We start from the raw sequence: 15,853 nt of genomic DNA on the forward strand, positions 1-15,853 counted from the left end.
CCCCCCCCCCCGGGCGCCCCCCCCCGCCGCGCCGCGCTGCGCGCTCCGGCGCCCCGCTCGGGGGGGCGGGCCGCCCCGCACCCCCCCCCGCCCCCCGGCGCGCCCCCCGCCCGCCCCCCCCGCTTCTCGAAGAGCAGTGCTGGTGTCAGGACTCCGGGAAGATCACCACGCGCCGCTTCGGGTCTTCCCCCTCGCTCTCGCTCGTGACACCCGAAACCGTCGCGACGGCGTCGTGCACGACCTTGCGCTCGAACGGGCTCATCGGCTGCAGCCGGACACGCTCGCCGCTCGACAGCACCGTCTCCGCCGTCGACCGGCCGAGCTCGCGAAGCTCCTCGCGGCGGTCCGCGCGCCACCCCGCGATGTCGAGCATCAACCGGCTCCGCGAGCCGGTCTCCTGCTGAACGGCGAGCCGCGTCAGCTCCTGGAGCGCCTCGAGGACCGTGCCCCGCGGTCCGACGAGCTTCTCAAGATCCTCACCGCCGTCGATGCTGACGATGGCCCGGCCGGCTTCCACGTCGAGGTCGATGTCCCCGTCGTAGTCGAGCAGGTCCAGCAACCGCTCCAGGTAGTCGCCGGCGATGTCGCCCTCCCGCACGAGGACGTCGTCGTCAGCACCTCCCGGCTGCTGCCCGGCGTTCTCCGGTTCCCCGGTCGCCGCGTCGTCCTTATCGGCGTCGATCGTGTCGATCGTCTCCGACATCATTCGTCTCCTCTCCGAACCGGATCGGCGTCAGCGACGCTTCCGGCCCGACTTCCTGGTCGAGTCTTTGATGAGGCCCGGCACGCCCGTGCCGTTGTCCTTCGAGCCGTTGGCGCTCCCGGTTTCCTCGGAGGTGGGTTCCGTGTCCGGCTTCGGCGCCGGCTCGGACGACTTGCCGCTGTCGTTCCCGGAGCCGGTCTGCGCGAAGCCGTGCGGGGAGCCGGCCTTGGTGACCTTCTTCTGGCCGCCGCTGTTGTTCGCCTGGTTCTTCTTCTGCTGGACCGGCTTCTGCCCCGGACGGGGAGCGGTCGGCTTCTGACCCGGCTTCGGGCCGAGCGACGCGCGCTTCTCCTTGGCCTCCGCCTTGCGCTGCTCCTCTTCCTTGTCGATCCGCGTGTAGACGAGGCGCTGCTGCATCAGCGTCCAGCCGTTGTTGGCCAACCAGTAGAAGAGGAGGCCGAGCGGGAACATCCCACCGAAGACGACGACACCGAGCGGGAAGACGTACATCGTCAGCTTGTTCATGATCGCGGTCTGCGGGGTCGCCGACTCCGGGTTCTGCCGCGAGACCGAGTGCCGCGCGGTCAGGTGGGTGGCGATACCCGCGACGATCATCAGCGGAACGGCGACGGGCGCGACGCTCCAGTGCCAGCCGACGGACGTGGCACCACCGTTGATGACGCCGACGCCGTTGTAGATGGCCTCACCGAGGTTGACGCCGAACAGCTTCGCGCTGACATACGAGTGGACGTCGGCCTGGCTGAAGAAGTAGTTCTCGGTCTTCGGCCCGCCACCGGGCGGCGGGAAGGTGAACGCGCGCAGCACGTGGTTCAGGCCGATGAAGACCGGGATCTGCAGCAGCATCGGCAGGCAGCTGCCGAGCGGGTTGACGCCGTGCTCCTTCTGGAGCTTCTGCATCTCCATCGCCTGGCGCTGCCGGTCGTTCGCGTACTTCTTCTGGATCTTCTTCATCTCCGGCGCGAAGTCCTGCATGCGCTTCATCGACCGGACCTGGTTCACGAACGGCTTGAACATGATGCCGCGGACGGTGAACGTCAGGAAGATGATGCCGAGGATCCAGGAAATCGCCGTGGCTTCCCCGAAGACGAACCCGAAGACCTTGTGCCAACACCACAAGATGAAGGACACGGGGTAGTAGATGAAGTCGAGCACTGAGCTACTCCTCGATCGGTGTTTCAGGTCTGCGGTATCGCCACGAGAACGTCTCGGGCACCGGGTCGCGGCCGGGCGGGGTCCACGGGCCGCAGCGCAGCAACCGGCGCAGCGCGAGATAGGAGCCGCGCCCGGCACCGAACCGGGTCAGTGCTTCGACCGCGTACGCGCTACAACTCGGGTAGAACCGGCAAGCCGGTGGCAAGAAAGGGGAGATCGCCTTCCGATAGAGCTTGATCGGAAGCAACAGCACCCAGGCGACCGGTCCGGGACGGGCTGCACCGGGACGTTCGTCAGTGCTGGTTCGTGTGCTGGCTCGCATACCGTTCACACCGCTGATTCGTGGTCGGGGGCCGCGTCCTCGGGACGCGTCTGCCGGGGGACACCATCCCCGGCCGACCGGCGGGACGGCAGCAGGTCCAGCCTGCGCAGTGCCGCGTCGAGATCGGCACCGAGTTCCGCGCTGGACGCGTCCGCTGCCGGAGGTAATGCCCTCACAACCAACGCGCTGCCCGCGGGCAGGGTTCCGAGCCGGGCGGCGACGAGGTGACGCAACCGTCGGGTGACCAGGTGGCGGACCACCGAGTTCCCGACGGCCTTGCTCACCACAAAACCCGCCCTGGCCGGCGTGGCGGCCTCGGGCGGGTCGGTGGTCAACGCGTGAACGACGAGGCGGCGCTTGCCTGCCCTGGACCCGCGGCGAAGAACTACGCGGAAATCCTCACTCCGCCGCAACCGGGCGGCGGCGGGCAGCACGACGCGCCTCGACGCGGGGATCAGGCGGACAGCTCGGCACGGCCCTTGCGACGACGGGCCGCCAAGATGGCCCGGCCGGCACGGGTCCGCATGCGCAGCCGGAACCCGTGGACCCGGGCGCGTCGGCGGTTGTTCGGCTGGAAGGTGCGCTTACCCTTGCTCACTGCTTCTCCTGTGTCTCGGCCGTCGGACGACGGTTTTCTTCACCGCCGCCTGGCGTGTCGTGCGGGCGCACGGCAGTCTGTGGTGTCTCCTACCAACGTGTGTCCTCGTCACGTCGAGCGACGACAACGTGGGCACGCGAAACGCACCCGTCGCATACGGGAGACCTTACGAGGGTACGCACCCCGGCCGGGCGGCCCGCAGGCACCCCCTTGGCCACGCACCGCGATCACCCCGCCGGGTACCGTCGGTGCAGGCACGCGCCATCGAATGGCAACACGCCGTACACCGTGAAATGCTTGCGCCCAAGGATGCCTTGTGGCATCGGGCGGGGCTTGTTAGCGTGCCCCTCTCGGGTCACCGGTCGAGGTGCACGGCGAGCGCGCCGCCGGGTGTGGAGGTACCCACCGGCGTTATGGAGAGCCCGCAGGTGGCGTGGCCGCGGGCCGCCGTACATTAGTGCACAGCTGTGGACAACTATGTGGATACTTGCTGTGCCGGTGAGCAGACCGGTCCAAGATGACGCTCGATGGAGTGGCCGGGGTGTGCTTGGGGGGATTTCGCCGTACACGCCGACGAGGGGAGGGGAGCCAGACAGGTGTCCGAGCACCAGCACAATCTAGGCGTCATCTGGGAGCAGGTGGTCCGGGAGCTGTCCGACGGGACCCTCTCGCCGCAGCAGCGAGCCTGGATGCGCGTCACCCGGCCGATCGGCCTGCTCGACGGCACCGCGCTGCTCGCCGCACCCAGTGATTTCGCGAAGGAAGCGATCGAACGCGCACTGCGCGGCGCGATCACCGAGGCGCTCTCCCGGCGGCTCGGCCGCGCGGTCTCCCTCGCGGTGAAGGTCGACAGCGCGGAGCCGGTGGCTCCCGCGCCGGCGCCCCGCTACGTACCGTCACCCACCCGGGTGGAAAACGGCTCCGGGCCCGCGCCCGAGCCCGCGATGTCCGACGGCTCGATGCTGCCGCCCGCCCGGACGGCGCGTCCCGAGCCCCCGCCGCCGCCGATGCCCGCCCCGATGCCGCCGCAGCAACCGGTCAAGCCCGCCGCGGCCGAGGAGTCGGAGGAGCCCGACGAAGAGGTGGACGAGGAAGGCGAGGCGCTCGCCGCCGTCCACGAGATCTGGCCCACGTTCTCCGGTCAGCCAATCGCGGGCCAGCCGTACACCGCGCCCGCGCAGCCGCAGACGTCCAAGACGAAGCTGAACGAGAAGTACACGTTCGACACCTTCGTCATCGGCGCGTCCAACCGGTTCGCGCACGCGGCCGCGGTCGCCGTCGCCGAGGCGCCCGCCCGCGCGTACAACCCGCTGTTCATCTGGGGCGAGTCCGGGCTGGGCAAGACCCACCTGCTGCACGCGGTCGGGCACTACGCGCAACGGCTGTTCCCCGGGATGCGCGTCCGCTACGTCTCGACCGAAGAGTTCACCAACGACTTCATCAACTCGCTGCGCGACGACCGCAAGGTCGCCTTCCAGCGGCGCTACCGCGACATCGACATCCTGCTCGTCGACGACATCCAGTTCCTGGAGGGCAAGGAAGGTACTCAGGAGGAGTTCTTCCACACCTTCAACACCCTGCACAACGCGAACAAGCAGATCGTCGTCTCCTCCGACCGGCCGCCCAAGCGGCTGGAAACCCTCGAAGACCGGCTGCGCACGCGGTTCGAGTGGGGCCTGATCACCGACATCCAGCCGCCCGAGTTGGAGACCCGGATCGCGATCCTGCGCAAGAAGGCCGCGCAGGATCGGCTCGCGGTGCCGGGCGAGGTGCTGGAGTTCATCGCCTCGCGCGTCGAGGCGAACATCCGGGAGCTCGAGGGCGCGCTGATCCGCGTCACCGCGTTCGCTTCGCTGAACCAGCAGCCGGTCGACGTCGGCCTCGCCGAGATCGTGCTGCGGGACCTGATCCCCGATTCGCACACACCGGAGATCACCGCGCCGACCATCATGGGCGTCACGGCGGAGTTCTTCGACGTGACGCTCGACGACCTGTGCGGCCCCGGCAAGACGAAGGCGCTCGCCACGGCCCGCCAGATCGCGATGTACCTCTGCCGCGAGCTGACCGAGATGTCGCTGCCGAAGATCGGGCAGACGTTCGGCGGCCGCGACCACACGACCGTCATGCACGCGGACAAGAAGATCCGCAAGGAGATGGCCGAGCGCCGCCGCATCTACGACCAGGTGCAGGAACTGACGTCGCGGATCAAGCAGCGCGCACGGCAGTAGTTCTTCCCGCTCTCCCAACGGCTCCGGGGCGTCCACGATTCACGTGGGCGCCCCTTCGTTTGCCGTACGCCCTTCCGCCGGGAACGCAGGGGCGCAGCCGTTTCTGCCGTGCGTACGCGTACGCACCCACATCCGACGCCGTACGCGCGTGTACGCGGCCGTATGCACGCGAAGCAGCGACGCGATCTGAAGCACACTTCGCCACGTACGCAAAACCGTTGATACACAAGGGAGTTTCCCCATGGTGTGGGCACTTTGCCCACAGTGCCAACGAATCTCTCAACTGCGACGACCCGATTTTCGTCCACAATGCACTCACAAGCAGTCCACAGTGAATCCACAGCGCTGCCCACATCGATTCCACAGGTTGCCCACACGCGATGCACATGCCGCGGAGGCCACTCGTCCGGGCGATTCGGGTCACGCCGGACGCGCACATCCCCTGGGCACAACTCGGCGCACAGCTGGGGATAGACCTGGGGACAACTGGGGGTGACTGTGGATGAATCGAGGCCCGCTCGAATCCATCCACCGGCCGCCCGATTCATCCACCGAACCGCCACCAGGGATCTCCACACCCGCTCGCCCGCCACGACCTGCGCGAACGAGCTCTGTCCACACAACCCACAACGCCTACTACTGCTACTGCCCTTAGATCTTTTTAAGGAGGGAACAAAACAAAAACAGGCGGCGGACGAATCTGGGGACAGCCGGTGAACCGTGTCGACATGACGACAAAGCGAAGGGGAGGCCGAGGTGACGCCCGCCCCGTTGACGGCCTAACGTGGATGCCTGCACCTGGTCCGCGTCGAACGCCGTCCTGGCGCAGGGGTGAGGACCAGAGGCGAGGTCGCCTGCGCGGGTGCAGGCGTTCCCCGACGACCTTCTCGAGCCGCAGGGGCTCGGCTGTCGAAAGGATGCGCGCATGAAGATCCGCGTCGAGCGTGACGGGCTCGCCGACGCCGTCGCGTGGGTGGCGAGAAGCCTCCCCTCCCGGCCTCCGGTGCCGGTGCTGGGCGGTGTCCTGCTCGACGCGGGGGCGGACGGGGCAGGTGACGCGCTCACTGTCTCCGGCTTCGACTACGAGGTCTCCGCGACGGTCGGGGTCCCCGCCACGATCGCCGACGGCGGTCGTCTGCTCGTCTCCGGCAGGCTGCTGGCCGACATCACCAAGGCGCTGCCCGCACAGCCGGTCGAGATCTCGGTCGACGGCGCCCGCGCCACCATCACCTGCGGCAGTGCCCGCTTCAGCCTGCCGACCATGCCGGTCGAGGACTACCCGCAGCTGCCGTCCCAGCCCGCGTTCGCCGGTGAACTCGCCGGCGACGCCTTCGGCCAGGCCGTCACCCAGGTCGTCGTCGCCGCGGGCAAGGACGACACGCTGCCGATGCTGACCGGTATGCGGCTGGAGATCTCCGGCGACAAGCTGACGCTGGTGGCCACCGACCGCTTCCGGCTCGCGATGCGCGAGTTCACCTGGCAGCCGACCGAGGGCCTCGCCGACGCCGCGGTGCTCGTCCCCGCGCGGACCCTCGCCGAAGCCGCCAAGACGCTCGGCGCGAGCGGCGCCACGGTCCGGCTCGCGCTCGCCAGCGGCGACGGTCTGCTCGGCCTTTCCGGCGCCGGTCGCTACACGACGACCCGGCTGCTGGACGCGGAGTTCCCGCCGTACCGGCAGCTGCTCCCCGCCAGCCACACCTCGCGGGCGGTCATCGAGGTCTCCGCTCTCGCCGAGGCGATCAAGCGTGTCTCGCTCGTCGCCGAGCGCGGGACGCAGGTCCGGCTCGAGTTCGCGGACGGTTCGCTGCGGCTGTCGGCCGGCGGCGACGACGAGGGCAGCGCGGAAGAAGAGCTGCAGGTCGACTACGAGGGCGAGCCGGTCACCATCGCGTTCAACCCCGGCTACCTGGTCGACGGTCTCGGCGCGCTGCACACCGACCGCGCCGAGCTGACCTTCACCACGCCGAACCGGCCCGCGCTCATCAAGCCCGCCGACCCCGAGGGCAACGTCGTCGGCGGCTACCTCTACCTCCTGATGCCGGTCCGCCTGCCCGGCTGACCCGATTTTCGTTAGTACGTAAGGGGATCTCCATGGTTCAGCTGGGACTGATCGGCCTCGGCAAGATGGGCTTCAACATGCGTGAGCGGCTGCGCGCGGCCGGTCACGAGGTCGTCGGGTACGACCGCAACCCCGAGGTGACCGACTCGACGTCGCTCGCCGATCTGGTGTCCAAACTGGACGGTCCGAGGATCGTATGGGTGATGGTGCCCGCCGGCGACCCGACGCGGCAGACGATCACCGAGCTGGGCGAGCTGCTGTCCGAGGGCGACCTCGTGATCGACGGCGGCAACTCGAAGTACACCGACGACAAGCTCAACGCCGACCTCCTCGCCGCGAAGAAGATCGGGTACCTCGACTGCGGGGTCTCCGGTGGGGTGTGGGGCAAGGACAACGGCTACGGCCTGATGGTCGGTGGCGCGGCCGCCGACGTCGCCCGCGCGATGCCGATCTTCGACGCGCTGCGTCCGGAGGGCCCGCGCGAGGAGGGCTTCTCGCACGCGGGCGCCATCGGGGCCGGGCACTACGCGAAGATGATCCACAACGGCATCGAGTACGGCATGATGCAGGCCTTCGCCGAAGGCTTCGAACTGCTCGAAGCCGCGAAGGTCGTCGAGGACGTCCCCGCGGTGATCAAGGGCTGGCAGCGGGGGACCGTCGTCCGCTCGTGGCTACTCGACCTGCTCGTGCGCGCACTCGACGAAGACCCGGAGCTGGACGACCTCGAAGGCTACGTCGAGGATTCCGGCGAGGGCCGGTGGACGCTGGAGGAGGCGATCGACCACGCCGTCCCGGCGCCGGTCCTCTCCGCCGCGCTGTTCGCGCGTTTCGCCTCGCGGCAACAGCAGTCGCCCGCGATGCGGGCGGTGGCCGCGCTGCGCAACCAGTTCGGCGGCCACGCCGTGAAGAAGGTCGGCGGCTAGGTCTGGGGAGTTTTGTACCTGAGACACCTCCAGGTCACCGACTTCCGGTCCTGGGAGCAGGCCGATCTCGCGCTGGAACCGGGGCCGACCGTGCTGGTCGGCCAGAACGGCCGGGGGAAGACGAACCTGCTGGAGGCGATCGGCTACGTCGCGACGCTGGGCTCGCACCGCGTCGCGACGGACGCCCCGCTGATCCGGCACGGCCAGGAACGCGCCCTGGTGCGGGTCGCGGTGGTCAACGACGACCGCGAACTGACCGTCGAGCTGGAGATCACCGCCGGGCGGGCGAACCGCGCCAGGGTCAACCGCGGTGCGGTCGGCAAGCCACGGGACGTGCTCGGGATCCTGCGCACGGTGTTGTTCTCGCCGGAGGATCTGGCGCTCGTCCGGGGTGATCCGAGCGAGCGGCGGCGGTTCCTCGACGAGCTCCTCGTGCTGCGCGCGCCGAGGTATGCCGGTGTCCGCGCCGACTACGAGAAGGTGCTCAAGCAGCGCAACGCTCTGCTCAAGACCGCGGGGAAGCGCCGGACCGGCCGCGAAGACCCGTACGCGCTGTCGACGCTCGACGTGTGGGACGACCATCTCGCCGTCGCCGGCGCGCAGTTACTGGCCGCGCGGCTCAACCTCGTCGCCGACCTGGCGCCGTACACGGCGTCGGCATACATGGGCGTCGCGCCGGATTCACGTCCGGCGAAGATCGCGTACCGGTCTTCGCTGGGCGAGGCGCTTCCCACCGGGTACGGGGTACCAGGCGAGGTACGCGCCGAGCCGGACGTACTCAAGGATGTGCTGCTCACGGCGATGGGCGAGGCTCGGTCCGCCGAGCTCGAACGGGGAGTGAGCATGGTCGGGCCGCACCGGGACGAGCTCGAGCTCGTGCTGGGTGAGGCGCCGGCGAAGGGATACGCGAGTCACGGCGAGTCGTGGTCGTTCGCCCTCGCGCTGCGTTTGGGAAGTTACGAACTCCTGCGTGGCGAAGCCGGGGAGCCGGTGCTCCTCCTGGATGATGTGTTCGCCGAGCTGGACCGCAAGCGCCGGTCGCGGCTCGCGGAGGTGGCGGCAGGCGCCGAACAGGTGCTGGTGACCGCCGCCGTCGACGAGGACGTGCCCGCTGAGCTGGACGGATGCCGGTTCTCCGTGGCGGATGGTGAGGTCAACCGTGCCTGAGCGCCCCGATCCAAGATCAATCCGGCCACGCGGGGTGACCGGCCCCACAGCAGTTACCCACCTTTCTGGGGATAAACCTGTGGACAGTGTGGATAACACCGGGAAGGAGTTATCGCCCCGCGTGACCGAACGGCCGGATGAGGGGCTTGACATCCCCCACACCAGCGTTCGCCCAGGTGGCGATCAAACTCCTGGTACGCAGCGTGAAAACGGCGCTGCGCCGAACGGGCGTGACCTGGCTCACGCGGCCCTCGAGGCCGCCAAAGCCAAGGCCAAGGCCCGCGGCGGGCCGCCCGGGTTACGCACAGGCAGGCTGACCGGCGGTGGCCAGAACCCGCGGCGCCGCCGCTGGTCGGGGCCCGGTGCCGACGCGCGTGATCCGCAGCCGCTCGGCCGGCTGGCCTCGCGGCTGGTCGCCGACAGCGGATGGGCGGAGCGGCTCTCCTCCGCCAGGGTCTTCGGGCAGTGGGCTCTCCTGGTCGGGGAGAACGTCGCCGAACACGCGCAGCCGGTGTCGCTCAAGGACGGTGAGCTGACCGTCCAGGCCAGCTCGACCGCGTGGGCGATGCAGTTGCGCACCCTGCAACGCCAGCTCCTGGCCAAGATCGCCAAGGGCGTCGGCAACGGCGTCGTCAAGCGGATGCGCATCCAGGGCCCGACGGCACCCAGCTGGCGGAAGGGGCCACGGCACGTGCCCGGCCGCGGCCCGCGTGACACGTACGGCTGACACCGGTTGCGGACACTCCCGGAATTCCCCCACGACGCGTCCATAAGTGCTCTGAAACGTCAAGACTCTGCTAGGAACGATTTCGTGGCTCTGTGAGCAAACCAGGGGTGTCCTTGCCGCATGTCTGCGAACGCGGCCAAGTACACTGGTGTCGAGCGGGTGTCCGCTCGCGCGAGACGAGGAGACAACACGCCGGTGACCGAGAACAAGAGCGAGTACAACGCGTCGTCCATCACCGTGCTCGAAGGCCTCGAAGCGGTCCGCAAGCGCCCCGGTATGTACATCGGTTCCACCGGCGAGCGCGGCCTCCACCACCTGGTGCAGGAGGTAGTGGACAACTCCGTCGACGAGGCGATGGCCGGGTACGCGACCAAGGTCGAGGTTACCCTGCTGGCCGATGGCGGCGTCCGTGTCATCGACGACGGCCGCGGTATCCCGGTGGACATGCACCCCAAGGAGCAGAAGCCGACCTTGGAGGTCGTGCTGACCGTGCTCCACGCGGGCGGCAAGTTCGACAGCGATTCCTACGCGGTTTCGGGCGGTCTGCACGGCGTCGGCGTTTCCGTCGTCAACGCGCTGTCCACCAAGCTGCTCGCGGAGATCAAGTACCGGGGCCGCAACTGGCGCCAGGAGTACACCGACCAGGTACCCGGCGAACTGCAGGACCTCGGCCCGGCCGACACCACCGGCACCACGATCACGTTCTGGGCCGACCCGGACATCTTCGAGACCACCACGTACAACTTCGAGACCATCTCCCGCCGGCTGCAGGAGATGGCGTTCCTCAACAAGGGCCTCACCATCTCGCTGCGCGACGAGCGCGTCGCCGACGAGGAGACCGAGGCCGACGCCGAGGGCAAGCAGGCGCGCCTCAAGGAGGTCACCTACTGCTACCCGGGCGGGCTCGAGGACTTCGTCAAGCACATCAACGGCAGCAAGGACCCGATCCACCCCAGCGTGATCTCCTTCGACGCCAAGGGCACCGGCCTCGAGGTCGAGGTCGCGATGCAGTGGAACAACGGGTTCACGCCGTCGGTCTACACCTTCGCCAACACGATCAACACGCATGAGGGCGGCACCCACGAAGAGGGCTTCCGCGCCGCGCTCACCCGCGTCGTCAACGCGTACGCGCGCGAGAAGAAGCTCCTCAAGGAGAAGGACGCGAACCTCACCGGTGACGACGTCCGCGAGGGCCTCGCCGCGATCGTGTCGATCAAGCTGTCCGAGCCGCAGTTCGAGGGCCAGACCAAGACCAAGCTGGGCAACAGCGAGGCGAAGTCGTTCGTGCAGACGACGTCGAACGAGTGGCTGAGCGACTGGTTCGAGCGCAATCCCAACGAGGCCAAGACGGTCATCAACAAGTCGATCTCCTCGGCGCAGGCCCGGATGGCCGCGCGCAAGGCGCGGGACCTGGTCCGCCGCAAGGGCGCGCTCGACATCGGCGGCCTGCCGGGCAAGCTCAAGGACTGCCGCTCCACCAAGCCGGAGGAGTGCGAGCTCTACATCGTCGAGGGTGACTCGGCGGGCGGCTCGGCCAAGGAGGGCCGGGACTCGATGTACCAGGCGATCCTGCCGATCCGCGGCAAGATCATCAACGTCGAGAAGGCCCGCATCGACCGCGTCCTCAAGAACACCGAGGTCCAGTCGCTGATCACCGCGCTGGGCACCGGCATCCACGACGAGTTCGACCTCTCGAAGCTGCGCTACCACAAGATCGTGCTGATGGCCGACGCCGACGTCGACGGCCAGCACATCACCACGCTGCTGCTCACCCTGCTGTTCCGGTTCATGGCACCGCTGATCGAGCACGGGCACGTCTTCCTGTCGCGGCCGCCGCTGTACAAGATCAAGTGGCCGCGGTCCGAGCCGGAGTACGCGTACTCCGACCGCGAGCGCGACGCCGTCATCCAGGCGGGTGTCGAGGCGGGCAAGAAGCTGCCGAAGGACGACGCGATCCAGCGGTACAAGGGTCTCGGCGAGATGAACGCCGAGGAGCTGTGGGAGACCACCATGGACCCGGCGAACCGGCTGCTGGGCCAGGTCACGATGGACGACGCCGCCCAGGCGGACGAGCTGTTCTCCGTGCTGATGGGCGAGGACGTCGAGGCCCGCCGCTCCTTCATCACCCGCAACGCCAAGGACGTGCGCTTCCTCGACGTGTAACCCGCTCGGGCGTCCGCGCCCGCTCAGCCTTGTGTCCGATTAGGACTGTCCACACGAGAAGGACGACATGACGGAAACCTTGCCTCCGGCGCCGGACCACGACCGGATCGAACCGGTCGACATCCAGCAGGAGATGCAGCGCTCCTACATCGACTACGCGATGAGCGTGATCGTGTCGCGTGCGCTGCCGGACGTGCGCGACGGTCTCAAGCCGGTCGCGCGCCGGATCCTGTACTCGATGTTCGACTCGGGCTTCCGCCCGGACCGCGGGTACAACAAGTGCTCCCGCGTCGTCGGCGACGTGATGGGCAACTACCACCCGCACGGTGACTCCGCGATCTACGACGCGCTGGTCCGCCTCGCGCAGCCGTGGTCGATGCGGTACCCGCTCATCGACGGGCAGGGCAACTTCGGCTCGCCGGGCAACGACCCCGCGGCCGCCATGCGGTACACCGAGTCGCGCCTCGCGCAGTTGGCCATGCACATGCTGGCCGACATCGAGGAAGACACCGTCGATTTCCGCGACAACTACGACGGCCGTACGCAGGAACCCGACGTCCTGCCCTCGCGTTTCCCGAACCTGCTGGTCAACGGTGGTACCGGGATCGCGGTCGGGATGGCGACCAACATCCCGCCGCACAACCTGCGCGAGGTCGCCGACGGCGTCGTGTGGGCACTGGAGAACCCCGAGGCCACCGACGACGAGCTGCTCGCCGCGTTGCTGGTGCGGATCAAGGGCCCGGACTTCCCGACCAAGGCGCTGATCCTCGGCAACTCCGGGATCGAGGACGCCTATCGCACCGGCCGCGGCTCCATCCGGATGCGCGCCGTCGTCGAGGTGGACGAGGACGCCAAGGGCCGCACCATCCTGGTCGTCACCGAGCTGCCCTACCAGGTCAACCCGGACAACCTCGTCGAGAACATCGCCAACCTCGTCCGCGACGGCAAGCTCACCGGCATCGCCGACATCGCCGACGAGACCAACAGCCGGCGCGGTATGCGCATCGTGATCACGCTCAAGCGGGACGCGGTCGCCCAGGTCGTGCTGAACAACCTCTACAAGCACACCCAGCTGCAGCAGAACTTCGGCGTCAACATGCTCGCGCTGGTCGACCAGGTGCCCCGCACCCTGCGGCTCGACCAGATCATCCGGCACTACGTCAAGCACCAGATGGACGTCATCGTCCGGCGCACCCGCTACCGGTTGCGCAAGGCCGAGGAACGCGCCCACATCCTGCGTGGTCTGGTCAAGGCGCTGGACATGCTCGACGAGGTCATCGCCCTCATCCGGCGTTCGCCCTCTGCCGACGAGGCCCGGCCCGGCCTGATGAGCCTGCTCGACATCGACGAGATCCAGGCCACCGCGATCCTCGACATGCAGCTGCGTCGCCTGGCCGCCCTCGAACGGCAGCGCATCATCGATCAGCTGGCCGAGATCGAACTCGAGATCGCCGACCTCAAGGACATCCTCGCCAAGCCCGAGCGGCAGCGGCAGATCATCCGCGACGAGCTGATGGAGATCGTCGACAAGTACGGCGACGACCGCAAGACCCAGATCATCCCGTTCGGCGGCGACGTCTCGATCGAGGACCTCATCGCCGTCGAGGACGTCGTCGTCACCATCACCCGCACGGGGTACGCCAAGCGGACGAAAACGGATCTGTACCGCTCGCAGAAGCGCGGCGGCAAGGGCGTCCAGGGCGCGACGCTGAAGCAGGACGACATCGTCCAGCACTTCTTCGTCTGCTCCACGCACGACTGGATCCTGTTCTTCACGAACAAGGGCCGCGTGTACCGCGCGAAGGCGTACGACCTGCCCGAGGCCAACCGCAACGCGCGCGGCCAGCACGTCGCCAACCTGCTCGCCTTCCAGCCGGACGAGCAGATCGCCCAGGTCATCGAGATCCCCAACTACGAGGTCGCGCCCTACCTCGTGCTCGCCACCCAGCGCGGACTGGTCAAGAAGACCAAGCTCAGCGACTTCGACTCCAACCGGGCGGGCGGCCTCATCGCCGTCAACCTGCGCGAAGGGGACGAACTCGTCGGCGCCGTGCTCGCCGCGGCGGAGGACGACCTGCTGCTCGTGTCCGCCGAAGGCCAGTCCATCCGGTTCCACGCCACCGACGAAGCACTGCGGCCGATGGGACGTGCCACATCCGGCGTCCTCGGCATGCGCTTCAACGACGGCGACGAGCTGCTCGCCATCAGTGTCGTCAAGCCGGAGAAGTTCCTGCTGGTCGCCACCGACGGCGGTTACGCCAAGCGCACCCCGATCGAGGACTACCCGGTGCAGGGGCGCGGCGGCAAGGGCGTGCTGACCATTCAGCACGACCGCAAACGTGGCAGGCTGGTGGGAGCACTCATCGTCGACGCAGACGACGAGCTCTACGCCATCACCTCCAGCGGCGGGGTGATCCGCACGCCGGCCGGGGACGTCCGGAAGGCGGGCAGGCAGACCAAGGGGGTGCGGCTGATGAATCTCGGCGAAGGCACCACCCTTCTCGCTGTCGCACGCAACGCGGACGAGCCGTCGGACGTCGCCAACGGTGACAGCAGTGAGCAAGGAGAAGAATCCACGGACAGCACGGCGTCGGAGTAACCGCGGCGCCGCCATACGGGTAAGGACTGACTCTTCGTGACACCATCCGAGAAGCCCGACGCACAGGGTTCCAACGGGGCTTCGGCCAGCCCGCCGTGGCAGCGGGTCGGCAAGGACAGCGGCGCGGCCGAACCGGACGCGCCCGCGTCGAGCGGCCTGGTCACGGACGATGTGCTGTACTCGGGTCATGAGCAGGACGGACGGCGCGTGAGCGACGCCGACGACCAGACCGTGGTCACCGGCACCGCCGCGCGCCGCCTGTTCGGCGGCGAGGGCGACAGCGAGCCCGCGGCGCCCTCGGCCACCCGCACCCGTCCCGCCCCCACCGCACTCCGCCGCCCCGGCCGCGGCCCCCGACGGGCCAGCCTGCAGATCAAACGCTTCGACCCGTGGTCGGTGCTGAAGCTCGCCCTCGTCCTCGGCGTCGCCATGTTCTTCGTATGGCTCGTCGCCGTCGGCGTCCTCTACACCGTCCTCGACGGCATGGGCGTCTGGGACAAACTCAACGGCACGTATTCGTCCCTGGTCGGCGGCGAAGGCGCCAACGCGGCGTCGGAACCCCTGATCAGCGCTGGACGAGTCTTCGGGATCGCGGCCATCCTCGGCGCGGTCAACATCGTCCTCGTCTCCGCGCTGGCCACGGTCAGCGCCTTCATCTACAACGTGTCCGCCGACCTCGCCGGCGGCCTCGAAGTCACGTTGTCCGAACGAGAGTGACCCGGTTGCCGGGCGCCTCAGGGCGTCCGGTAATCTACTTCTCGTTCGACGGGCCTATAGCTCAGGCGGTTAGAGCGCTTCGCTGATAACGAAGAGGTCCCAGGTTCAAGTCCTGGTAGGCCCACCCGATTCGCCCGGTCATGTCTGCGGTAAGCGCAGACTGTGATCGGGTGTTTTTTGTTTCTGGGGGCCGAGCCCCCAGACCCCCACGGTGCGTCAACTCTCGACCCAGCGTGGTCGGGCAGGGCATAGGGGGCCCCGCCCCCCGATGCCGGCCGCCCGTTATGGGGGGGCTTCGGGCGTGGGCGCCCTTGTCTGTGTGGGGAAAGTGGGGCGCGTAGCTTGCGTAGTGGGTGTGGGCTGCGGAGCTGACGTCGTGGGGTGGGTACGGGTGAGCCCTGCCGGGAAGAGAAGGCCGGCAGGGCTCGGGCGGGGCGCGGGGGGGGGGGGGTGGGGGAGGGTGGCTGTCACACC

The 15,853-nt window shown here is 68.6% G+C and carries 13 protein-coding genes and 1 tRNA gene; 9 read left to right on the forward strand and 5 right to left on the reverse strand.

Annotated features, from left to right (window positions below; all coding sequences use genetic code 11):
- Positions 1–145: 145 nt before the first annotated feature.
- The 5 genes from ACFWX1_RS46010 to rpmH are packed head-to-tail and all read right to left on the reverse strand — an operon-like array spanning position 146 to position 2,796.
- Entirely contained in the window at positions 146–703 is a 558-nt protein-coding gene (locus tag ACFWX1_RS46010; RefSeq protein ID WP_378396258.1) for a protein jag, read from the reverse strand.
- Between the two features lie 30 nt (positions 704–733).
- Positions 734–1,876: a membrane protein insertase YidC gene (gene yidC / locus ACFWX1_RS46015; protein WP_378396259.1), complete on the reverse strand. Its 1,143-nt coding sequence runs from the start codon at positions 1,874–1,876 to the stop codon at positions 734–736.
- A 4-nt stretch (positions 1,877–1,880) separates the two neighbouring features.
- Positions 1,881–2,198, reverse strand: coding sequence for a membrane protein insertion efficiency factor YidD (gene yidD / locus ACFWX1_RS46020; protein ID WP_378396260.1), 318 nt, complete (start codon positions 2,196–2,198; stop codon positions 1,881–1,883).
- A 5-nt stretch (positions 2,199–2,203) separates the two neighbouring features.
- Entirely contained in the window at positions 2,204–2,632 is a 429-nt protein-coding gene (rnpA, locus tag ACFWX1_RS46025) for a ribonuclease P protein component (RefSeq protein WP_378396261.1), read from the reverse strand.
- A 20-nt stretch (positions 2,633–2,652) separates the two neighbouring features.
- Positions 2,653–2,796, reverse strand: coding sequence for a 50S ribosomal protein L34 (gene rpmH / locus ACFWX1_RS46030; protein WP_345405559.1), 144 nt, complete (start codon positions 2,794–2,796; stop codon positions 2,653–2,655).
- A gap of 596 nt (positions 2,797–3,392) precedes the next feature.
- Here rpmH and dnaA point away from each other — a divergent pair.
- From dnaA to ACFWX1_RS46075, 9 genes are all read left to right on the forward strand, one after another.
- Positions 3,393–5,024 (forward strand): chromosomal replication initiator protein DnaA, encoded by a 1,632-nt coding sequence (gene dnaA, locus ACFWX1_RS46035; RefSeq protein WP_378396262.1) that lies wholly within the window; start codon positions 3,393–3,395, stop codon positions 5,022–5,024.
- Positions 5,025–5,949: 925 nt separating this feature from the next.
- Complete coding sequence (gene dnaN / locus ACFWX1_RS46040) at positions 5,950–7,083, forward strand: DNA polymerase III subunit beta (RefSeq protein ID WP_378396263.1); 1,134 nt, start codon at positions 5,950–5,952, stop codon at positions 7,081–7,083.
- 32 nt (positions 7,084–7,115) lie between these two features.
- Positions 7,116–8,006 carry a phosphogluconate dehydrogenase (NAD(+)-dependent, decarboxylating) gene (gene gnd / locus ACFWX1_RS46045; RefSeq protein ID WP_378396264.1) on the forward strand — a complete coding sequence of 297 codons (891 nt, stop codon included), beginning with the start codon at positions 7,116–7,118 and terminating at the stop codon, positions 8,004–8,006.
- A gap of 12 nt (positions 8,007–8,018) precedes the next feature.
- The gene (recF, locus tag ACFWX1_RS46050; RefSeq protein WP_378396265.1) at positions 8,019–9,173 is read left to right on the forward strand and encodes a DNA replication/repair protein RecF; all 1,155 of its coding nucleotides are present in this window, start codon (positions 8,019–8,021) and stop codon (positions 9,171–9,173) included.
- Between the two features lie 235 nt (positions 9,174–9,408).
- Positions 9,409–9,900 carry a DciA family protein gene (locus ACFWX1_RS46055; RefSeq protein WP_378396269.1) on the forward strand — a complete coding sequence of 164 codons (492 nt, stop codon included), beginning with the start codon at positions 9,409–9,411 and terminating at the stop codon, positions 9,898–9,900.
- A gap of 195 nt (positions 9,901–10,095) precedes the next feature.
- A complete protein-coding gene (gyrB, locus tag ACFWX1_RS46060; RefSeq protein ID WP_378396266.1) occupies positions 10,096–12,063 on the forward strand; it encodes a DNA topoisomerase (ATP-hydrolyzing) subunit B in 1,968 nt (655 codons plus the stop codon).
- A 67-nt stretch (positions 12,064–12,130) separates the two neighbouring features.
- Positions 12,131–14,662, forward strand: a complete 2,532-nt coding sequence (gene gyrA, locus ACFWX1_RS46065; RefSeq protein ID WP_378396267.1) for a DNA gyrase subunit A — start codon at positions 12,131–12,133, stop codon at positions 14,660–14,662.
- A gap of 36 nt (positions 14,663–14,698) precedes the next feature.
- Positions 14,699–15,379 carry a DUF3566 domain-containing protein gene (locus tag ACFWX1_RS46070; RefSeq protein WP_378396268.1) on the forward strand — a complete coding sequence of 227 codons (681 nt, stop codon included), beginning with the start codon at positions 14,699–14,701 and terminating at the stop codon, positions 15,377–15,379.
- 50 nt (positions 15,380–15,429) lie between these two features.
- Positions 15,430–15,503, forward strand: a tRNA-Ile gene (locus ACFWX1_RS46075).
- Positions 15,504–15,853 lie beyond the last annotated feature (350 nt).

The organism is Amycolatopsis sp. NPDC059021, from assembly GCF_042739895.1.
Lineage (GTDB): Bacteria > Actinomycetota > Actinomycetes > Mycobacteriales > Pseudonocardiaceae > Amycolatopsis.